We start from the raw sequence: 18,884 nt of genomic DNA, 5'->3' as shown, positions 1-18,884 counted from the left end.
CAAAAAAAGATGCGAGGAGTATGGATGAAGCAACAGCATGCGATAAGATGCCTAATCCTGCATGCATTACTGAATTTTCCTCATGAATAATGACTGACCTCAACGAATTGACGGCCTTTGCCGCCGTCGCCCGCCTGCGCAGCTTTCGCAAGGCGGCCCTCGAACGGGGCGTCTCCGCGTCCGCCCTCAGCCACGCATTGCGCGCGCTGGAAGAGCGACTGGGCGTGCGCCTGCTGAACCGCACCACGCGCAGCGTCACGCCGACCGAGGCGGGGCAGCAGCTGCTGGCGCGGCTGGCGCCGGCCATGCGCGAAATCGACGATGCCTTGCTGGACCTGAGCGCCTTGCAGGATGTGCCCGCAGGCAAGTTGCGCCTGAACGTGCCCCGTCCGGCCGCGCGGCTGCTGCTTGCGCCCATGCTGGCCAGCTTCGTCGCCCGCTATCCGCGCGTGCAGGTGGAACTGGTGACGGATGACGGCATGATCGATATCGTGCGCGACGGTTTTGACGCGGGCATCCGCTTTGGCGAGCAGGTGGCGGCCGACATGATCGCCGTGCCCGTGGGCGCGCCGCAACCGTTCGTCGTGGTGGCGTCGCCCGCCTACCTGGCGGCGCATGGGGCGCCAAGCACGCCGCGCGACTTGCTGGACCATGCCTGCATCGGCCGGCGTTTTCCCAGCGGGCGCCAGTATGCGTGGGAGTTTGAGCTGGAAGGGGAAGCCGTCAGCATCGCCGTCGGCGGGCCGCTGGTGTTCGACGACGATGAGCTGATGCTGCGCGCGGCCCGCGATGGCGCGGGACTGGCGTATGTGTACGAGGCCGATGCGCGCGCCGATCTCGCGGCGGGGCGCCTGGCGTGCGTGCTGGAGCGCTGCCTGCCGCCGCCGCCCCGTTACTACCTGTACTACCCGGGCCGGCGTCAGATGCCGCCCGTGCTGCGCGCCTTCGTCGACATGCTGCGCGCGCCGCCCGCGTAGTCAGCCGGCGGGCGGCGGGGCGCCATGTTCGACCGGCCACTTGATGGTGAACAGGCTGCCGCCCGCCTTGCCACGCGTGCAGACGGCGCTGCCGCCGTGGGCGCGCGCGATGGCTTCCACCACGGCCAGGCCCAGGCCGCTGCCCGCGTTCAGGTCGACCCTGGCGCTGTCGCCGCGGCGGAACGCTTCGAACACGTGCGGCGCCAGGTCGTCGGCAATGCCGGGACCCGCATCCTCGACGCTCAGGTAATACTGGCCGGCCTGCACGCGCGTTCGCACGCGCAGCAGGCCCGGATGGGCATAGCGGCGCGCGTTGTCGAGCAGGGCCAGCACGATTTGCCGGATGCGCGCCGCATCGCAGCAGACGGGATGGTCGGACAGGTGCAAGCGCAGGGTAAAACCGGCCGCTTCCATTTCCTGCGCCAGCAGGCGGCCCACTTCCTCGATTTCCAGGGTCAGGTCCGTCCAGGCCATGCGCAGCTGCATGTGGCCGCTGTCGGCCAGGCTCAGGGTGCGCAAGTCCTCGATCAGCCGGCCCAGGTCCTCGACTTGCGCCAGCAGGCTGGAAAACGGCACCTCCTCGGGTTTGAACACGCCATCGACGACGCCTTGCAAGGTGCCGCGCAGGATGGTCACGGGCGTGCGCAATTCGTGCGCGATGGCCGCATTCCACGTCAGGCTTTCCTGCGCTCCCCGCTGCAGGCGCTCGGCCATGCTGTTGAAGTCGTCGACCAGCATGGCCGTCTCGCCCAGGGTACGGTCGCCCGCGGAGGCGCGCGCGGACAGGTCGCCATGCGCCACGCGGCGCACGCTGTCCATCACGGAATTGATCGGTTTCAAGATGCGCGCGGCCAGCTTGATGGCGAAAAAGGCGGCCAGGCCCAGGCCGAAGATGGTGATGGCGAAGATCCACAGCCACTCGACGGTGCTGGGCGACCAGTCGTCCGGCTCGGACAGCATGCCGGGATCGATCTTGAAGGCGACGGCGAAGAAAATCCAGGAACCGATCCAGATGATCAGGATGCTGCACACCATCAGCACGGACATCGACAGCACGATCTGCCGGTTCAAACCCGTGAGGCGCATCAGGTGTCGCTTTCCAGACGATAGCCCACGCCGCGCAGGCTGGCAGGCATGTTCGTCACGCCCGCTTCCTCGAGCTTCTTGCGCAGCTTGCTGACGTGGCTGTCCACCGTGCGTTCCAGCGAATTGCTCTCGGGCATGCACGACTCCAGCAATTCCATCCGGCTGCAGACGCGGCGCGGCGTGCGCGCCAGGTGGGCCAGCAGACGGAACTCCGTCAACGTCAGGCTCAAGGGCACGGGCGCGCCGTCGCGCAGCACGCTGGCCATATACGTTTCCTGGTCGATCTCGATGGGGCCGCAGCGCAGGCGCTGGCCGCCCACCGGGTGGTGGTGCACGCGCGAGCGGCGCAGCACGGCGGCCACGCGGGCCACCACTTCGGCCGGATTGAAGGGCTTGATGATGTAGTCGTCGGCGCCCACGCGCAAGGCGGCCAGCTTGTCGGCATCCTGGTCGCGCGCCGTCAGCATGATGACGGGCGTCTCGCCGCGCCGCCGTACTTCCGCCAGCACGCCCCAGCCATCGACCCTGGGCATTTGCACGTCGAGCAGCAGCAGGTCCGGCGCCAGCGCCAGGTGCTGCTGCAGCGCCTCCTGGCCATCGTGGGCGAAGGCCGTGCGGTAGCCGTCGCGCTCCAGGTAACCGGCGAGGATGCGGGCGATTTGCGGTTCATCTTCGGCGATCAGGACGAGGGCGGAAGGGGGCGTGGTGGCAAGAAACGAGGGCTGGCTGGCGCTGTGATGATAGTTCATGCAAATAGTCTAGCATTCTTCGCGCTCTCCATCGAATCTCCACATTTCTTTGACGGAACATCCATGTTGGCCTTCTATGCTCTTGTTATCTGTCGACCGGACCGCCGGTTGGGATCTGCCATAGAGAAAGACCATGCATCCGAGCCACCTCACCAAGAAAAACATGTTGATCGCCGCGGCACTGCTCAGCCTTGCCGCCTGTTCCAAACCCGCGCCGGAAGAAGGCGCGGCGCCGCCGGCCGCCGTGACGGTACTCAAGCTGCAAGCGGCGCCTGTCGTCCTCAGCGATGAATTGCCGGGCAGGGTGGCCGCCTTCCGCACGGCCGACATCCGTCCGCAAGTGGGCGGCATCGTGCTGCGCCGCCAGTTCGAGCAGGGCGCCGAAGTGAAGGCGGGACAGAAATTGTTCCAGCTCAACCCGGCGCCGTTCCAGGCGGACGTCGATTCGGCCGCCGCCGCCCTGCAGCATGCGGTGGCCACGGCCAACCGCGCCAGCAGTCAGGCCGACAGGTTGAAACCGCTGGTGGAGGCGGACGCCATCAGCCGCCAGGCGTATGACGACGCCGTGGCCCAGCGCGAGCAAGCCGTGGCCACCGTGGCCCAGGCGCGGGCCAGCCTGGCGCGCCGCCGCCTGGACCTGGCCTTCGCCAGCATCGAGGCGCCCATTGCCGGGCGCATCGGCTCGGAACTGGTGACGGAAGGCGCGCTGGTGGGCCTGGCCGATGCCACGCCGATGGCGCGCATCCAGCAGATCGACAAGGTGTATGTGGACGTGCGCCAGCCGGCCGCCGCGCTGGCGGCATTGCAAGCGTCGGGCACGGGCGGCGCGGACAAGCTGCCCGTGACCATCCTGGGCGCCGATGGCCAGCCGCATCCCGTCACGGGGCGCATCCTGTTCTCGGGCATCAGCGTCGATGCGGGCACGGGCGACGCCGTCATCCGCGTGCTGGTCGACAATCCGCAGCGCCAGTTGCTGCCGGGCATGTTCGTGCGCGCCCGCATCGCCCGCGCCGTGCAGGCGAATGGCGTGCTGTTGCCGCAGCAAGCCGTCTTGCACAGCAGCGGCGGGCAGGCGCAGGCCTGGGTGCTCGATGGCACGAACAAAGCAAGTCTTAAACCCATCAGCGTGGGCGACGTGATCGAGCACCAGTACGTGGTCAACGGCGGCTTGAAGGCTGGCGAAACCGTCGTCATCGAAGGCCAGGAACGCCTGCAGCCGGGCGCCACGGCCGCGCCGCAGCCGTGGAAGCCAGCCGTCGTGGCAACGGCGGCTGCCGCCAAGGCGCGTTGATGCACCATATGAATACAATGAAAGCCTAATGACATGCCTCAATTTTTCATCAACCGCCCCGTCTTCGCGTGGGTGGTGGCGGTCTTCATCGTCCTGTTCGGACTGATCGCCATACCGCAATTGCCGATTGCGCGCTTCCCCTCGGTGGCGCCGCCCAGCGTCAGCATCAGCGCCAACTACCCTGGCGCCACGCCGCAAACCATGAACGATTCCGTGGTGGGCTTGATCGAACGCGAACTGTCGGGCGTCAAGCACCTGCTGTATTTCGAGTCGTCCACCGATACGTCGGGCTCGGCCTCGATCACCGTCACCTTCCAGCCGGGCACGAATCCGGAAATGGCCCAGGTGGACGTGCAAAACCGCCTGAAAGCCATCGAGCCGCGCCTGCCGCAAGCCGTGCGGCAAAACGGCTTGACGGTGGAGTCGGCGTCGTCCGGCTTTTTGATGATCGTCAGTTTGATCTCGGACAATGGCCAGCACGATGAGGTGGCGCTGGGCGACTACCTGGCGCGCAACGTGACGGAAGAACTGCGCCGCATTCCCGGCGTGGGCAAGGTGCAGCTGTTCGGTTCCGAGCGGGCCATGCGCATCTGGGTCGATCCGGCCAAGCTGGTGTCGTACAACATCGCCATGGGCGAGCTGACGGCCGCCATCGCACAGCAAAATGCGCAGATCGCCCCGGGCCGCCTGGGCGACTCGCCCGCCGTGCACGGCCAGCGCGTGACCATCCCGCTGACGGTGCAGGGCCAGCTGCAAACGCCGGCCGAATTTGCCGCCATCGTGCTGCGCGCGAATCCCGACGGCTCGAAAGTGACCATCGGCGACGTGGCGAAAGTGTCGCTGGGCGCGCAAAGCTTCAATTTCAGCATCCGCGAAAACGGGCAAGCCGCCTCGGGCGCCGCCATCATGCTGTCGCCGGGCGCCAACGCCGTGCAGACGGCGGCCGCCGTGCGTGCGCGCATGGCCGAACTGGCGCACACCATGCCGGCCGGGATCAAGTATTCGGTGCCCTTCGATACGGCGCCGTTCGTCAAGATCTCGATCGAAAAGGTCATCGTCACGCTGTTGGAGGCGATGGTGCTGGTGTTCCTCGTCATGTACCTGTTCCTGCAAAAGATACGCTACACCCTGATTCCCGCCATCGTCGCGCCGATCGCCTTGATGGGGACGTTTACGGTGATGCTGCTGGCCGGCTATTCCGTCAACGTGCTGACCATGTTCGGCATGGTGCTGGCCATCGGCATCATCGTCGATGACGCCATCGTCGTGGTGGAAGCGGTGGAGCGCCTGATGGCGACCGAAGGCTTGTCGCCGAAGGAAGCGACATCCAAAGCCATGCGCGAAATCACGGGCGCCGTGGTGGGCATCACCCTGGTGCTGACGGCCGTGTTCATCCCGATGGCGCTGGCCAGCGGTTCCGTGGGCGCCATCTACCGCCAGTTCACCCTGGCCATGGCCGTGTCGATCCTGTTTTCGGCGTTTTTGGCGCTGACCCTGACGCCGGCCCTGTGCGCCACGATGTTGAAACCCATCGGTCCGCACGACCACCACAAGAAGGGATTCTTCCTGTGGTTCGACCGCCAGTTTGAGCGCATGACGGCGCGCTATGAAAAGGGCGTGGTGGCGATGCTCAAACGCGCTGGGCGCTCGATGGTGCTGTACGGCGCCATCGTCGCGGCGCTGGGCGTGGCCTTCATGCAGCTGCCTTCGGCCTTTTTGCCGGAAGAAGACCAGGGCTACTTCATCACCTCGATCCAGCTGCCGTCCGACGCCACCATGGAGCGCACGCTCGATGTCGTCAAACTGTACGAGCAGCACGTGGCCACGCGGCCCGGCATCGAAGTGAATCAGTCGATCCTCGGCTTCAGCTTTTCCGGCGCGGGACCGAACGCGGGCCTGGCGTTCACCATGCTGAAGGATTGGAAACAGCGCAACGGCGCCACGGCGCAGGAAGAAGTGGCGCTGGCGCAGGAAGCCATGTCGCAGGCGAAGGAGGGCGTGATCATGAGCCTGATGCCGCCCGCCATCGATGAACTGGGCAACTCGTCCGGCTTTTCCATGCGCTTGCAAGACCGCGCCAACCAGGGTATCGCTGCCCTGCAGGCGGCGCAGAACCAGCTGCTGGGCCTGGCCGCGCAAAGCAGCAAGGTGGCGGGCGTGTATCCGGACGGCTTGCCGCCGGGCGCCAGCGTGCGCCTCGATATCGACCGCACCAAGGCGGAAGCGCTGGGCGTGTCGTTTACGGCCATCGCCGACATGCTGACGGCGGCGATGGGGTCGACCTATGTCAACGATTTCCCGAATGCGGGTCGCATGCAGCAGGTGATCATCCAGGCCGATGCGCCGTCGCGCATGCAGTTGAACGACGTGCTGGCCCTGCGCATCCGCAATAACGCGGGCGGCATGGTGGCCTTGGGCGAACTGGTGCGCCCCGTGTGGAGCGAGTCGCCGCTGCAACTGGTGCGCTACCAGGGTTATCCTGCGGCGCGCATTTCGGGCAGCGCGGCGCCGGGCGTATCGAGCGGCGACGCCATGCTGGAAATGGAGCGCCTGGTGAAACAGCTGCCGCCCGGCTTCGCGCTGGCGTGGACGGGGCAGTCGCTGCAAGAGAAGGAATCGGCGTCGCAAGCGCCCATGCTGATGGCGCTGTCGATGCTGGTGGTCTTCCTCGTGCTGGCGGCCCTGTATGAAAGCTGGTCGATTCCCGTCTCCGTCATGCTGGTCGTGCCGCTGGGCTTGCTGGGCGCCGTGCTGGCCGTGATGTTGCGCGGCATGCCGAACGATGTGTTCTTCAAGGTGGGCATGATCACCATCATCGGCCTGTCCGCGAAGAACGCCATCCTGATCGTCGAATATGCGCGCCAGCTGCAGGCGCAGGGCAAGGGATTGGTCGAGGCGACGGTGGAAGCGGCCAGGTTGCGCTTGCGCCCGATTTTGATGACGTCGCTGGCGTTCGCGCTGGGCGTGGTGCCGCTGATGCTGGCCACGGGCGCCAGCGCCGAGACGCAGCACGCGATCGGCACGGGCGTGTTCGGCGGCATGATCACCGCCACCGTGCTGGCCGTGTTTTTCGTGCCCGTGTTCTTTGTCGTGGTGCTGGGCGCCGTCGACAAGATGGACCGTTATTTCAACAAACGCAGTAATCGCATCGCCGTCAAGGCAGTGGAAGGAGAGTTGTAATGCGTTTGATTTTTATCACACCGCTGGCCGCGCTGGCCTTGTCGGCCTGTTCATTGACGCCGCCGCTGGTCAAGCCGGCGCCGCCGATTCCCGCCGCGTATGCCGAGGCCGCCGCGCCAGGCACGGCCGACACGGCGGCCAACCTGGGCTGGCGCCAGATGCTGCTGGACGCGCGCCTGCAGCGCCTGGTCGACATCGCGCTGGAAAACAACCGCGACCTGCGCGTGGCGTCCCTCAACGTGGAAGCCGTGCGGGCCCAGTACCAGATCCAGGATGCGGGCCGCTATCCGGCGATTGGTCTCAACGGCGGTGGCACGCGCCAGCGCGCTGCCGATGCCACGGGACAAAATCCCACGGTGCAAAACCAGTTCACGGCCGGCATCGCCATGAGCGCGTTCGAAATCGACCTGTTCGGCCGCCTGCGCTCGCTGTCGGAGGCCGCCTTTGCGCGCTACCTGGCCACGCAGCAGGGCCAGCGGGCCGCCCACATGGCCCTGATCGGTGCCGTGGCCGACGCCTACCTGGAACTGCGGCTGGCCGAGGAGCAGCTGGCGCTGGCCCGGCAAACCCTGCTCGATTGGCGCCAGGCCCTCGTCTTGACGCAGCGCCTGCACGGCGCGCAGCAGGGCAGCGGTCTTGATATAGCGCAAGCGGAAGGGCAGGCGGCCACGGCGGAAGCGGACGTGCAGGCACGCGAGCGGGCGACTGCCCTGGCGCGCAACAACCTGGAACTGTTGCTGGGCGCGCCGTTGCCCGCCGACTTGCCGGCGGGCCGGCCGCTCGATGGCCAGCCCGTGCTGACGCAGCTGCCGCCCGGCCTGCCGTCGGACTTGCTGGCGCGCCGTCCCGACATCCTGCAGGCGGAATACGCGCTGATGGCGGCGAATGCGGAAATCGGCGCCGCGCGCGCCGCCTTCTTCCCGCGCCTGTCGCTGACGGCGCAGCTGGGCCTGGCCAGCCCGGAACTGGGCGACCTGTTCCGAGGCGGCGCGCGCAGCTGGTCGTTCGCGCCGCAAGTGACGCAGCCGCTGTTCCAGGGCGGCCAGCTGCGCGCGGAATTGCAGCTGTCGCGCCTGCGCAAGGACGTGGCCGTGCTGCAATACGAGCAAGCGATCCAGTCGGCGTTTCGCGACGTGCGCGACGGCCTGGCGGGCAGCGCCACGTATGCGCAGCAGATCGCCGCGCAGGAACGCGTGGTGACGGCGGCGCAGCAGCGCCAGCGCCTGTCGCAGCTGCGCTACGACGCGGGCCAGGACAGCCGGCTGGAATTGCTCGACGCGCAGCGCCAGTCGTATGCGGCGCAGCAAGCCTTGCTCGACGCGCGGCGCGACCAGTTCAAGTCGGCCGTGGCCCTGTACAAGGCGCTGGGGGGCGGGCTGGAAGAGTAGCCCGCTTTGCGGAGGGCGGCCAGCCGGGCGTGGGCTTGCCAGGCTACGCGCCGGGCCAGTCGATCAACAGCGGTTGCGGCATCCACGGGTGCCGGATGGCAGCCAGGTTCCACGGCAAGCGGCTCAGCAGTACATCGAAGGGATTGCGCGCGACAGCCAGCGTGCATTTCCCGTCGCCTTTTTGCAGTCGGCCTTCGCGCTGCAGAAAGACCTGGCGCAATCCCTCGGGCGAGGTTTGTCCCACCGCTGGCCAATGGCGCATCACGGCGGCCAGCACTTGTTCGCACAGGGCCCGTTCTTCTTCGCCGAGGTCGACGGGGGGAGCAGGGAAGTCCGGTTCCAGGCCGCACAGCAGCTTGTTCAGCAGCAATTGCTGCTCCGGCGCGTCGCTCCTGCCATCGACCAGGTATTGCAGCAAGTGAACGGCGCGCGCGCCGTGTTCGCCGCGCAGCTGCGGCCTGCCATCGCCGCCAGTGGCGAGCAAGTCCAGCCGCTGGAACATTGCCGGCAGGAACGGGTGGAGCAGCGCCAGGCCGGCGTTGCCGATGTCGGCGATGTCAGTCGCGTGTACAGCGTCGTTCATGTGCTTATCCTGTAAATGCCCCGATCGGGCGGTTGCGCGCCAGGCTCCAGCCCGTCGTCTGCTGGTCGCCGAGCTGGACGTCGGCCTGCTGCACGCTGTACGTCCAGAGGATTTCCGTAAAGTTCAGCTTGAACTGCTCGGTGGGCATGTCGTCGGGATGGGTTTGCAGCTGGATTTCGCTGATCAGGGCGTCTCGCAGGGCGATGGTGATGATGTTGGCCGTCTTGTCGCCCGTCTGGCGGGTGATGTACAGCCTGGTCGGCTGGTCCGGGCCGCTGCCCAGCGGCTTCGCCCGCAGGCACAGATCGTACAGTTTGACCGAGGTCGCATCGACATACTTGACGCAGGTAAATTCGGTGATGACGGGCCGGCCAGACGTGCGCGCAGAGTTGCTGACGTCGGTCGTTATTTGCTGCTTCATGCCTTGATGTAATGACACCAGCTCGATGCACCGGCCCATGCCCCGCAGCGCGGCGTCGTCGCGCCAGATGGCGTCGTCGCGCCAGATGGCGTCGATACCGCCGCTCTTGCTTTCACCGTCCTGCGCCTTGCCGAACACGAGTTCCCCGTCGCCGGGTTCCAGTAAGATCAAATCCATGACGAATTCCTCCGCTTGATGGTCAGGTGCCGCCGTGCGACAGGCAACCTTTAAATCGGTGTGGCCGGGCCCAGCCTGCCTCGCCCGGGTGGTCGACAAAGCAGATGGTCAGTTGCGCGAAGCCTTGCGAAGTGAAATACACGCTGGCCGAGGCGTCCTGCCGCTCACGGGTGAGGAACCAATGGGCGTCGCCATGCGCCAGGCCCCAGCTGCTCACGCGTTGCACCAGCAAGTCGGCGTTGCCGCGCTGCACGATGGCCACGCGCACGTCCGCTTCGCCCATATTGTTGGTCTGGTAAATGCGCGCCATGTATGCTTCCTTGTTCGTTCCTGGTGTCAACGGTGCTGCGACTATACACCGATTAAGTTGCTTAAAGACAATCATAAATGGTGGCGCCCACTTTTTTTTGTGCCGCCGGCCTCCCGGCTGGCATGGCGCTGCAGTGAGGCCCAAGCACTGCGGTTTTGCTTTGATTCAATAATTCCAGTAATATAGAAGTATTGTTCTATTTCACAGGCTGCGGCGCATGGTGCCCGCGACGCCGCATTGCACGGGACCATTACCGCATGCTGACCGCTTTCCTGATCTTCCTCGCCACCCTCATCCTCGTCATCTGGCAGCCGCGTGGCCTGGGCATCGGCTGGAGCGCCGTCATCGGCGCCTGCGTCGCCTTGCTGGCGGGCGTCATCCACTGGGGCGACATCCCCGTCGTCTGGCACATCGTGTGGAACGCCACCGGCACGTTCATCGCCGTGATCATCATCAGCCTGCTGCTGGACGCGGCCGGTTTCTTCGAATGGGCCGCCTTGCACGTGGCGCGCTGGGGCGGCGGCAGCGGCAGAAAACTGTTCGTGCTGCTGGTCTTGCTGGGCGCCCTGGTTTCCGCCGTGTTCGCCAACGACGGCGCCGCGCTGATCCTCACGCCCATCGTCATCGCCATGCTGCGGGCGCTGAAGTTTTCCGCCAAGGCCACCCTGGCCTACGTGATGGCGGCCGGCTTCATCGCCGACACGGCCAGCCTGCCGCTGGTGGTGTCGAATCTGGTGAATATCGTCTCGGCCGATTTCTTCAAGATCGGCTTTGCCGAGTATGCGTCCGTGATGGTGCCCGTCAACGTCGTCGCCGTGCTGGCCACCCTGGCGGCCTTGCTGCTCTTTTTCCGCCAGGATATTCCGCGCGACTATGCAGTGGCGCAGCTGAAACGTCCGGACGCCGCCATCCGCGACCTGGCCACCTTCCGCGCCGGCTGGCTGGTGCTGGCGCTGCTGCTGGTGGGCTTTTTCTCGCAGGAATCCCTGGGCGTACCCATCAGCCTGATCGCCGCCGTGGGCGCCGCGCTGCTGCTGGGCGTGGCCGGCAAGGGCCAGGTGATTTCCACGCGCTACGTGCTGCGCCATGCGCCATGGCACATCGTCGTCTTTTCGCTGGGCATGTACCTGGTCGTGTACGGTTTGCGCAATGCGGGCTTGACGGCTTATCTGACGGGCATGCTGAACCACTTTGCGCAGTACGGCGTGTGGGGCGCGGCCATGGGCACGGGCGTGCTGACGGCGTTATTGTCGTCCGTGATGAACAACTTGCCGACGGTGCTCGTCGGCGCCCTGGCCATCGACCCGACCACGGCGCAGGGCGCCGTGCGCGAAGCGATGATTTACGCGAACGTCATCGGCAGCGACCTGGGGCCGAAGATCACGCCGATCGGCAGCCTGGCCACCTTGCTGTGGCTGCACGTGCTCGACAGCAAGAACATCCACATTTCCTGGGGCTACTATTTCCGCGTCGGCATCGTGCTGACCGTGCCCGTGCTGCTGGTGACCCTGGCCGCGCTGGCGCTGCGCCTGTCCTGAGTTCCGTGTATGGTGGTGGCTGTGAGCAACTTTATACTGGGATGCAATGAAATTACTGCTCGTAGGCGCTACCGGTCTCGTCGGCAGCGAAGTGCTGCGCCTGGCGTTGATGGATGCGCGGATCACGGCCATCGTGGCGCCCGTGCGCAAGCCCTTGCCGTCGCATCCCAAGCTGTCCGCGCCTGTCATTGATTTCGATCAATTGCCGCCGGACGCATCGTGGTGGCAGGCGGACGCCGTCATCTGCACCCTGGGCACGACGATGAAGGTGGCCGGCACCCGGCAAATATTCTCTCGCGTGGACCACGACTATCCGCTGGCCGTGGCGCGGCTGGCGCTGGCGGCCGGCACGCCAGTCTATGTGCTCAATTCCGCGGCCGGCGCCGACGCCGCTTCGCGCATCTTCTATAACCGCGTCAAGGGCGAGCTGGAACGCGACCTGCAAGCGCTGGGTTTTCGTTCGCTCACGTACGTGCGGCCGGGCCTGATCGGCGGCGAGCGCGCCGTGGCGCGGGCGGGCGAGGGCGTCGCCTTGCGCATCCTGCGCGTGCTCGGTCCCGTGCTGCCGCGCCGCTGGCGCATCAATCCCGCGCCGCGCATCGCCAGCGCCTTGCTGGAAGCGGCGCTTGTCGCCGCGCCGGGCGTGCATGTGGTGACGTCGGAGCAGCTGCTGTGAGTGCGCGCCCGTGTAATTTCCCTTCCTGTTTCTGAAAGGATAGCAATGCAGACTGTACGTCCTTACCAGGCCGGCGACCGCGATGCCTGCCTGGCCCTGTTCGACGGCAATACACCGCGCTTTTTCGACCCGTCCGAGCGCGCGGACTTTGCCGCCTGGCTCGATACCTCGACGCATCCCTACCTGGTCATTCTGCGCGACGGCCGCATCGTCGCCTGCGGCGGCCATGCCATCGAGGCGGGCGGCAGCGTCGCCAGCCTGTGCTGGGGCATGGTGGCGCAGGATGCGCATGGCCAGGGACTGGGCCGGGCGCTGACGCAGGCGCGCCTGGACGCCATCCGCGCCGTGCCGGGCATCGCCAGCGTGCGCATGAATACCAGCCAGCACACGCAAGGCTTTTATGCGGGCTACGGTTTCGTGACGGTCAACGTGACGCCGGACGGCTTCGGGCCGGGCATCGATCAATGGGACATGGTGCTGCAACTGCCGCTGTAGCAGCGGCAGGCATGGCGCCGTGCCGCGCTCAATAATTGATTGAAATGCTAACGTTAATCGCTTACTATCGTTGGGTGTTTCAACTAGGAAAGATGCCCATGCCCCCCTCGTTCTTGCTTGATTTTCCGCTGAAAATTGTCGCCAGGCACGGATGGCTGCATGGCGGATGACAACCTGCCGCCATCCCCGCTCGTCATCATCGCCAGCAGCGGCACCGGTGGCGACATGCAGCCGTTTATCGCGCTGGCGCAGGGCTTGCAGCAACGGGGCCGGCGCGTGCTGCTGCTGGTGCCGGGCTGGCAGGAAGCGGTCGCGCAGGCGTCAAAGTTGCCGTATCGCACCTTCGGCAGCGCGGAAGAGGGGCAGGCCATGCTGGGCAACCCCGGCCTGTGGGATGAACGCAAGGGCTGGGGCGTGGTGTGGAATGGCCTCGTGCCGCACCTGGGCGCCGTGCGCGACATCGTGCAAGGCTTGCCGGACGATGAGGCTTGCGTGGTGCTGTGCCATCCCATCCTCGTGCCGATGGCGGCCCTGGCGCGGTCCGTGCGCCCGGATTTGCGCATCGTCGCGGCGTATCTCGCGCCATCGAACCTGTGCAGCAGCCATGATTTCCTGACGGCCGGTTCGCTGCGCATTCCCGCCTGGGTGCCGCTGGCCTGGCGCCAAGCCCTGTGGCGGATGATCCACCGCGCCATGATCGACCCGGTGCTGCTGCCTGGGCTGAACGGCGCGCGCGCGCAGCACGGCTTGCCGCCGGAAGCGCATTTTTTTGGACACATGCTGGCCGCGCCGGACGCCTCACTGGGACTGTTTCCCGCCTGGTTCGCCGCGCCGCAGGCGGATTGGCCGCCGCACTTCGCGCAAGCCGATTTCACCGCCGCCGCCATGCCTGGCGCCGCAGCGCTGCCGCCGGAACTGGAACGTTTTCTGGGCGAGGGCAAGCCGCCCATCGTGTTTACGCCCGGCACCGGCCACCAGCATGCGCAACGCTATTTCAGCATCGCGCTGGACGTCTTGCGGCGGCTGGGGCGGCGCGGCCTGTTCCTCACGCCCCATGCGGCGCAAGTGCCGCAGCACTTGCCGGCTGGCGTGCTGTGGCAGGCGCACGCGCCGTTCGCGGCGCTGTTGCCGCGCATGGCGGCCGTGGTGCACCACGGCGGCATCGGCACCAGCGCGGACGCTTTCCGCGCGGGCATCCCGCAACTGATCGTGCCGTTCGCGTACGACCAGTTCGACAACGGCTGGCGCGCCAAACGGCTCGGTGTGGGGGAAGTCTTGCTGGCCAAGCGCTTGTCTGCCGGGCGCATGCAGCGGCAGCTGGCGCGCCTGCTGGCCGCGCCCGAAGTCAGGCTGGCGTGCGGCGAGGTGGCTCGCCGGATGGGACAGGGGCTCGAATCAGCGCGCCTGCTGGATCACGTCGAAGCGGCCCTGGCCGTTTAGTCTGCCTGGGGAATGCTGCGCTAGGTATCGTCGAGGGCGATGACCCGGTCGTTTGCGCCGGGCACGCAGCCGTCGGCGATCGGTTCCCAGCCCCGGTGCACCACCACCTGCTTGCCGTCGTGGCAGATTTCCACGCGTTCGCTGGCGGGCAGGCGCTGGCGCGCGAACGCTTCCAGGCTGGCCGGCAGGCTCACCGCCAGCCGCATCGAGCGAATTGCCTCAGGCGGGTGGTCATCCATGTGCACGAGGGGCACGAAGATGGAGCCGAGCATCAGCCAGCGCGCACCCACGTCGACGGGGGCGGGCGCATATTGGGCGGCGCGCAGCCAGTCCTGGGCGCGGACGCGCAAGTCGCCGCCTGCCGCCAGTTCGCCCCAGGCCGAGGCCAGCATTTCCACCACCCACTGATTGCAATTCTGGTATGTCAAATTGAAAGCATACGCGTTGGCGCTGTAGCGGCCCGCCAGCAACTGCTGCACGCGCACGGGGTCGAGCAGGGCGCGGCGCAGGGGCGGTACGGTTTCGGCCGGCAATTTCACGAGCGAAATGTAGCCCAGCGCCGGGTTTTCCGTGCCCATGGCGAAACCGGCCGTGCCCTGGTCGAAGATGCGCGGGCGGCCTTCGTCGCAGGCGTAGTACAGTTGGCGCGCGGACCAGCCGCTGTCATTGTCGTGGCGCCAGGCCAGCGCGGCGTGCGAATAGCGGATGCCGAAGCGGGCCAGGTCCAGGCCGGAACGGCTGATCAGGGCCACGCTGCCTTCGCTGGCGGCCAGTTCCTCGCGCACGACGGCGGCAAAGCGCAAGAGCCGGTCCTGTTCCGTGGCCGTGAGTTCCTGGGCGCGGTCGCAAAATCGCGAGGAGGACATGGAGGTGCCCGCCTGGGCCGCGCCAGCCAGGACGAGCGCGGCGCAGCCGGCCAGCAGCGGCGCCAGTTTGCGCAAGATCAAAGGCTGACGGGACGCGTGGCCATTTCGCCGTACCAGTCGTCGGCCAGCACGAGGAAGAAGGCGGCGCGCGTGTCGTTGCGCGAGAATTCGATGCCGTAGGCGCGGTTTTGCGCATGCACCACGTCGCCCTGCGCCAGCTGCTGCTTGTCGAGCGCCGCTTGCGGCAAGTCCAGCACCAGCGGCGTGGCCGTGGCGTCGGCCTGCATCGTCAAGCGCGTCATGCCGGCGCGGCCCGGCACGGCGGCCACGTCGATGATGCGGTAGGGGCCATTGGCCACCTTGTTGTCGCGCGAAGAGCTGTTGCTCGAACCGTTGAGCGAATCGGAAATGCTGCCGCTCGACTGGGAACCGGCGCTGGAGGCCGAGGAAACGAAGCTGTCGGCGTTGGCGTTGCACGCCATGGTCAGAGCTGCGGCCAGGCCGAGCATGCGTAAGGAGGTAGTCAAGGCAGTTTTCCAGTGAGCATCAATGAAAGCGGACCGGGTCCATCCCGGCTCGCGCCATCATAGCAGATCGGCCATCAGCTGAGCAGTACCTCGATCAGGCCCTTCGCTTCGGCCGACGGCTGCGTGCGCAGCGCCTGCAGCACGGGATCGTGTTCCAGATAGGCTTGCAGCGCCTCGCTGACGGTGACGCCGGCCTGCGGCAGCGGCGACGGGACGGGAGAGAGCGCCTTGGCCAGCAGCAGGGTGTCGCGCAAGCCCTCGGGCGGCAGCATGATGGTGGAGCCGGGCAAGGCGTTGACGGCGTCGGCTACCGGCAGCGGCACGCCCAGCTGGCGCATCAGCGCGCGGCCGATCACTTCCAGCGTGGATGCCATCTGCGTTTCCAGCTGGGCGTACAGGCCCGGAGTCTTGTCGGCCTGGGCCAGCAAATAAAAGCCGGCCACTTCATGCACGATGCCGGCGAACAGCGCCGTATCGGCGTCCGTCTGCGTGACGGTGGTGGCCAGCCCGTGCGCCAGCGCCGCCACGTGCACGGTGTGCGCCCACAGCTGGGTGGCGCGGGCGCGCAAGGCTTCGTCGCGGATGCCCGCGTTCAGCTGGCGGATGACGGCCGCCGTCGCCAGCGCATACAGGTTGCGGTGGCCCAGTCGCTCGACGGCGGCGCGCACGCTGGTGATGGCGGGCGCCTGGCCGGGCGAGAACAGGGCCGAATTGGCCAGCGCCACGGCGCGCGCCGACAAGGTCGGTTCGCACAGCAGCAAGCGGCTGATGTCGGCCGAGTGGCAATCCGGATTGGCCAGTTCCTTTTGCAGGAGCAGGGCCGTATTGATGCTGGTGGGAAAAGCCAGGGTTTCCGTTTCGGCGCTGGCCAAAAGTTGCGCCAGGCTGCTGAGCGTGTTGACGTGCATGGATAGGGGAGCGGGAAGTAGCAATGTCCCCATCTTATCAGGCAATCCAGGCCACATGGCGCCCGGCTGCCTATCCTGCCAGGCACGGCTGGCCGATGGTGCCATTCATAAGCTGTACTTATAGACTTTAGTGGATTTGCCTGTCTATTCACGGTGGGCGAGGGCGGGTACGCTTGATCTGCCACAAGCGTGCCTCGTACGCGGCTTGTTCCATATCAATGTTTACAAGGAAAATACAGATGCGTGATGAAGTCCCCCAGCCGCAGCGGCGCACCTTCCTGAACACCTCGCTGGCCATGGTGGCCGGCGGCGCCGGCATGGCGCTGGCAGGCGCGGCCCAGGCGCAAGCGCCGGCGTCCGCGCCCACCCGGCCCATGGTCGTGGGCCATCCCCGGCGCAACGGCGTCGCTATCGAACGCGTCACGTTCCCCAACACCAGCGCGCAGACGGTCATCGCGGCGAACCTGTTCATGCCGGCCCGCTTCGATGCGGCCAAAAAATATCCCGCCATCGTCATCGGCCACCCGTTCGGCGGCGTGAAGGAACAGACGGCCGGCTTGCACGCGCAAAAGCTGGCGGAACTGGGCTATGTGACCCTGGCGTTCGACGCTTCGCATTACGGCGACAGCAGCGGCTTGCCCCGCTACACGGAAGTGCCGGGCACGCGCGTGGGCGACTACAGCGCCTGCGTGGATTTCTTCAGCAATCATCCGGCCGTGGACCCGGCGCGCATCGGCGTGCTGGGTATTTGCGGTGGCGGCGGCTATGCCGTCAGCGCGGCGCAGGCCGACCACCGCATCAAGGCCATCGCCACCGTCAGCATGTACGACATGGGCCGCGCGCGCCGCCAGGGGCTGGGCGACACGCTCACCTACGAGCAGCGCATGAAGACCTTGGACGAGGTCGGCGAGCAGCGCACGCGCGAGGCGCGCGGCGAACCGCGGCGCGACATCCGCGCGCTGCCCGAGTCGGCCGGGCCGGACGCGCCGGAAATCGTGCGCGAATTCCTCGACTACTACGCCACGCCCCGGGGCCAGCACCTGCACTCGACCAGCCTGTACGCCTTGACGAGCCTGGCGCCGATGATGAATTTCTTCCCGTTCGCGCAGATTGAGACGATCGCGCCGCGCCCGTTGCTGATGATCGTCGGCGAGCGCGCCGTCTCGGCATATTTCAGCGAGGATGCGTACGCCAGGGCGGCGCAGCCGAAGGAGTTGTTCGTCGTGCCCGGCGCCTCGCATGTGGACCTGTACGACCGGCCGCCTTACATCGCGCAGTCGCTGGCCAGGCTGGACGCCTTCTTTCGCCAGCACCTGGGGGCGTGATGGGCGTTTTCTTGAACGGCATGAAAGCGGGCTTCCTGGCGGCCTGCCTGGCGCTGCCCGTCTTTGCGCCAGCGCAAACGCTGGATGCGCAGAGCAAGCCGCCCTCGCGCGCGCAGCAATTGATGGGGGACCTTGCGCCGAAGATGGCCGACCTCACGGACAAGGTGCTGTACGGCGACATCTGGGAGCGTCCCCAGCTGTCCAAACGCGACCGCAGCCTGGTGACCGTCAGCGCGCTGGTGGCCATGCACCGTCCCGAGCAGCTGAAATCGCACCTGTTGCTGGCGCGCCAGAACGGCTTGACGGAGGAGGAGCTGGTCGAGGCGATCACCCACCTGGCCTTCTATGCGGGCTGGCCGAATGCCGTCTCGGCGCTGGCCGTGGCGAAAGAAGTCTTCCGCAAATAACGACCGCCGCCCCGCGCGGCAAGAAAGGATATCCATATGCACCGATACGCCGCGGCACTCTTGCCGCTTTGCCTGCCCGCCGGGGCCGTCTCCGCCGAGCCGGCTGCCGCGCCAGCGGCCGTCACCGTCACGCGCGCCGCCGCCATGCCCAGCAGCATCGGTGACGCCGCCTATTTTACGGGGAAGGTCGCAGTCGACGCCAGGTTTCAGCGCCTGGCGCCGGCCCGCGTGGGCGGCGCCATCGTCACCTTCGCGCCCGGCGCCCGCACGGCGTGGCATACGCACCCGTTGGGCCAGACCCTGATCGTCACGCAAGGCCAGGGTTGGGTGCAGCACTGGCAGGGCCCGCTGCAGCAGCTGGCCGTGGGCGACGTGGCGTGGATACCGCCCGGCGTCAAGCACTGGCATGGCGCGACGGCCACGTCCGCCATGCAGCATGTCGCCATTGCCGAGGCGCAAGATGGCACGGCGGTGACGTGGCTGGAACAGGTGATGGATGACAGCTATCCGCGCCAAGGCGCTCAATGACGATGCCGCGCC

The 18,884-nt window shown here is 66.9% G+C and carries 19 protein-coding genes; 11 read left to right on the top strand and 8 right to left on the bottom strand.

Translation table 11 applies throughout. The annotated features are described in order from the left end of the window. The first annotated feature begins 89 nt into the window (after positions 1-89). Positions 90-977 (top strand): LysR family transcriptional regulator, encoded by an 888-nt coding sequence (locus OX460_RS07170; RefSeq protein WP_289898226.1) that lies wholly within the window; start codon positions 90-92, stop codon positions 975-977. Here OX460_RS07170 and OX460_RS07165 read toward each other — a convergent pair whose 3' ends face one another. Together OX460_RS07165 and OX460_RS07160 are read right to left on the bottom strand one after the other, a co-directional pair. Next, a complete protein-coding gene (locus OX460_RS07165; RefSeq protein WP_289898225.1) occupies positions 978-2,063 on the bottom strand; it encodes an ATP-binding protein in 1,086 nt (361 codons plus the stop codon). Further along, on the bottom strand, positions 2,063-2,812 hold the full coding sequence (locus OX460_RS07160; protein ID WP_289898224.1) for a response regulator: 750 nt from the start codon (positions 2,810-2,812) through the stop codon (positions 2,063-2,065). The genes OX460_RS07165 and OX460_RS07160 overlap by 1 nt, the downstream gene beginning before the upstream one ends. A 133-nt stretch (positions 2,813-2,945) precedes the next feature. Here OX460_RS07160 and OX460_RS07155 point away from each other — a divergent pair, with 133 nt between their 5' ends. Genes OX460_RS07155 through OX460_RS07145 form a run of 3 tightly spaced genes read left to right on the top strand, consistent with a single transcriptional unit; the run spans position 2,946 to position 8,671 of the window. Next, positions 2,946-4,103, top strand: coding sequence for an efflux RND transporter periplasmic adaptor subunit (locus OX460_RS07155; protein WP_289898223.1), 1,158 nt, complete (start codon positions 2,946-2,948; stop codon positions 4,101-4,103). Between the two features lie 33 nt (positions 4,104-4,136). Beyond that, on the top strand, positions 4,137-7,283 hold the full coding sequence (locus OX460_RS07150) for an efflux RND transporter permease subunit (RefSeq protein WP_289898222.1): 3,147 nt from the start codon (positions 4,137-4,139) through the stop codon (positions 7,281-7,283). Continuing rightward, positions 7,283-8,671 (top strand): efflux transporter outer membrane subunit, encoded by a 1,389-nt coding sequence (locus OX460_RS07145; RefSeq protein WP_289898221.1) that lies wholly within the window; start codon positions 7,283-7,285, stop codon positions 8,669-8,671. The genes OX460_RS07150 and OX460_RS07145 overlap by 1 nt, the downstream gene beginning before the upstream one ends. A gap of 43 nt (positions 8,672-8,714) precedes the next feature. Here the strand turns inward: OX460_RS07145 and OX460_RS07140 are convergent, their stop codons facing one another. The 3 genes from OX460_RS07140 to OX460_RS07130 are packed head-to-tail and all read right to left on the bottom strand — an operon-like array spanning position 8,715 to position 10,162. Continuing rightward, complete coding sequence (locus OX460_RS07140) at positions 8,715-9,254, bottom strand: contractile injection system tape measure protein (protein ID WP_289898220.1); 540 nt, start codon at positions 9,252-9,254, stop codon at positions 8,715-8,717. Positions 9,255-9,258: 4 nt separating this feature from the next. Continuing rightward, entirely contained in the window at positions 9,259-9,852 is a 594-nt protein-coding gene (locus OX460_RS07135; RefSeq protein WP_289898219.1) for a type VI secretion system tube protein Hcp, read from the bottom strand. A gap of 22 nt (positions 9,853-9,874) precedes the next feature. Then, a complete protein-coding gene (locus OX460_RS07130; protein WP_251349087.1) occupies positions 9,875-10,162 on the bottom strand; it encodes a DUF6150 family protein in 288 nt (95 codons plus the stop codon). 257 nt (positions 10,163-10,419) lie between these two features. On the opposite strand from OX460_RS07130, the gene OX460_RS07125 reads away from it, so the two are divergent. From OX460_RS07125 to OX460_RS07110, 4 genes are all read left to right on the top strand, one after another. Continuing rightward, complete coding sequence (locus tag OX460_RS07125) at positions 10,420-11,700, top strand: arsenic transporter (protein ID WP_289898218.1); 1,281 nt, start codon at positions 10,420-10,422, stop codon at positions 11,698-11,700. A 46-nt stretch (positions 11,701-11,746) separates the two neighbouring features. Next, a complete protein-coding gene (locus OX460_RS07120) occupies positions 11,747-12,376 on the top strand; it encodes an NAD-dependent dehydratase (protein ID WP_289898217.1) in 630 nt (209 codons plus the stop codon). A gap of 45 nt (positions 12,377-12,421) precedes the next feature. Further along, positions 12,422-12,871, top strand: a complete 450-nt coding sequence (locus OX460_RS07115) for a GNAT family N-acetyltransferase (protein WP_099664290.1) — start codon at positions 12,422-12,424, stop codon at positions 12,869-12,871. A 159-nt stretch (positions 12,872-13,030) separates the two neighbouring features. Then, entirely contained in the window at positions 13,031-14,311 is a 1,281-nt protein-coding gene (locus OX460_RS07110) for a nucleotide disphospho-sugar-binding domain-containing protein (protein ID WP_289898216.1), read from the top strand. 20 nt (positions 14,312-14,331) lie between these two features. Here the strand turns inward: OX460_RS07110 and OX460_RS07105 are convergent, their stop codons facing one another. The 3 genes from OX460_RS07105 to OX460_RS07095 form a co-directional block, all read right to left on the bottom strand. Continuing rightward, positions 14,332-15,258 (bottom strand): DUF2145 domain-containing protein, encoded by a 927-nt coding sequence (locus tag OX460_RS07105; protein WP_289898215.1) that lies wholly within the window; start codon positions 15,256-15,258, stop codon positions 14,332-14,334. Further along, a complete protein-coding gene (locus tag OX460_RS07100) occupies positions 15,255-15,686 on the bottom strand; it encodes a hypothetical protein (RefSeq protein WP_099664287.1) in 432 nt (143 codons plus the stop codon). Before OX460_RS07100 ends, OX460_RS07105 begins: the two co-directional genes overlap by 4 nt. Positions 15,687-15,778: 92 nt before the next feature. Then, the gene (locus OX460_RS07095; RefSeq protein WP_289898214.1) at positions 15,779-16,645 is read right to left on the bottom strand and encodes an HDOD domain-containing protein; all 867 of its coding nucleotides are present in this window, start codon (positions 16,643-16,645) and stop codon (positions 15,779-15,781) included. Between the two features lie 206 nt (positions 16,646-16,851). Here OX460_RS07095 and OX460_RS07090 point away from each other — a divergent pair, with 206 nt between their 5' ends. Genes OX460_RS07090 through OX460_RS07080 form a run of 3 tightly spaced genes read left to right on the top strand, consistent with a single transcriptional unit; the run spans position 16,852 to position 18,872 of the window. Then, the gene (locus OX460_RS07090) at positions 16,852-17,937 is read left to right on the top strand and encodes an alpha/beta hydrolase (RefSeq protein WP_289898213.1); all 1,086 of its coding nucleotides are present in this window, start codon (positions 16,852-16,854) and stop codon (positions 17,935-17,937) included. A 20-nt stretch (positions 17,938-17,957) separates the two neighbouring features. Further along, positions 17,958-18,344, top strand: coding sequence for a carboxymuconolactone decarboxylase family protein (locus OX460_RS07085; protein WP_289898423.1), 387 nt, complete (start codon positions 17,958-17,960; stop codon positions 18,342-18,344). 36 nt (positions 18,345-18,380) lie between these two features. Beyond that, a complete protein-coding gene (locus tag OX460_RS07080; RefSeq protein WP_289898212.1) occupies positions 18,381-18,872 on the top strand; it encodes a cupin domain-containing protein in 492 nt (163 codons plus the stop codon). Positions 18,873-18,884 lie beyond the last annotated feature (12 nt).

This window comes from Janthinobacterium sp. SUN033 (assembly GCF_030397595.1).
Lineage (GTDB): Bacteria > Pseudomonadota > Gammaproteobacteria > Burkholderiales > Burkholderiaceae_D > Janthinobacterium > Janthinobacterium kumbetense.
Note: the sequence above shows the minus strand (reverse complement) of the source record. Positions and strands in the feature narration are given on the sequence as shown.

Excerpts from the sequence above, each read along its gene's own strand:
- OX460_RS07170 (WP_289898226.1), top strand. The coding sequence starts at position 90 with ATGACTGACCTCAACGAATTGACGGCCTTTGCCGCCGTCGCCCGCCTG.
- OX460_RS07165 (WP_289898225.1), bottom strand. The coding sequence starts at position 2,063 with ATGCGCCTCACGGGTTTGAACCGGCAGATCGTGCTGTCGATGTCCGTG.
- OX460_RS07160 (WP_289898224.1), bottom strand. The coding sequence starts at position 2,812 with ATGAACTATCATCACAGCGCCAGCCAGCCCTCGTTTCTTGCCACCACG.
- OX460_RS07155 (WP_289898223.1), top strand. The coding sequence starts at position 2,946 with ATGCATCCGAGCCACCTCACCAAGAAAAACATGTTGATCGCCGCGGCA.
- OX460_RS07150 (WP_289898222.1), top strand. The coding sequence starts at position 4,137 with ATGCCTCAATTTTTCATCAACCGCCCCGTCTTCGCGTGGGTGGTGGCG.
- OX460_RS07145 (WP_289898221.1), top strand. The coding sequence starts at position 7,283 with ATGCGTTTGATTTTTATCACACCGCTGGCCGCGCTGGCCTTGTCGGCC.
- OX460_RS07140 (WP_289898220.1), bottom strand. The coding sequence starts at position 9,254 with ATGAACGACGCTGTACACGCGACTGACATCGCCGACATCGGCAACGCC.
- OX460_RS07135 (WP_289898219.1), bottom strand. The coding sequence starts at position 9,852 with ATGGATTTGATCTTACTGGAACCCGGCGACGGGGAACTCGTGTTCGGC.
- OX460_RS07130 (WP_251349087.1), bottom strand. The coding sequence starts at position 10,162 with ATGGCGCGCATTTACCAGACCAACAATATGGGCGAAGCGGACGTGCGC.
- OX460_RS07125 (WP_289898218.1), top strand. The coding sequence starts at position 10,420 with ATGCTGACCGCTTTCCTGATCTTCCTCGCCACCCTCATCCTCGTCATC.
- OX460_RS07120 (WP_289898217.1), top strand. The coding sequence starts at position 11,747 with ATGAAATTACTGCTCGTAGGCGCTACCGGTCTCGTCGGCAGCGAAGTG.
- OX460_RS07115 (WP_099664290.1), top strand. The coding sequence starts at position 12,422 with ATGCAGACTGTACGTCCTTACCAGGCCGGCGACCGCGATGCCTGCCTG.
- OX460_RS07110 (WP_289898216.1), top strand. The coding sequence starts at position 13,031 with ATGGCGGATGACAACCTGCCGCCATCCCCGCTCGTCATCATCGCCAGC.
- OX460_RS07100 (WP_099664287.1), bottom strand. The coding sequence starts at position 15,686 with ATGCTCGGCCTGGCCGCAGCTCTGACCATGGCGTGCAACGCCAACGCC.
- OX460_RS07095 (WP_289898214.1), bottom strand. The coding sequence starts at position 16,645 with ATGGGGACATTGCTACTTCCCGCTCCCCTATCCATGCACGTCAACACG.
- OX460_RS07090 (WP_289898213.1), top strand. The coding sequence starts at position 16,852 with ATGCGTGATGAAGTCCCCCAGCCGCAGCGGCGCACCTTCCTGAACACC.
- OX460_RS07085 (WP_289898423.1), top strand. The coding sequence starts at position 17,958 with ATGAAAGCGGGCTTCCTGGCGGCCTGCCTGGCGCTGCCCGTCTTTGCG.
- OX460_RS07080 (WP_289898212.1), top strand. The coding sequence starts at position 18,381 with ATGCACCGATACGCCGCGGCACTCTTGCCGCTTTGCCTGCCCGCCGGG.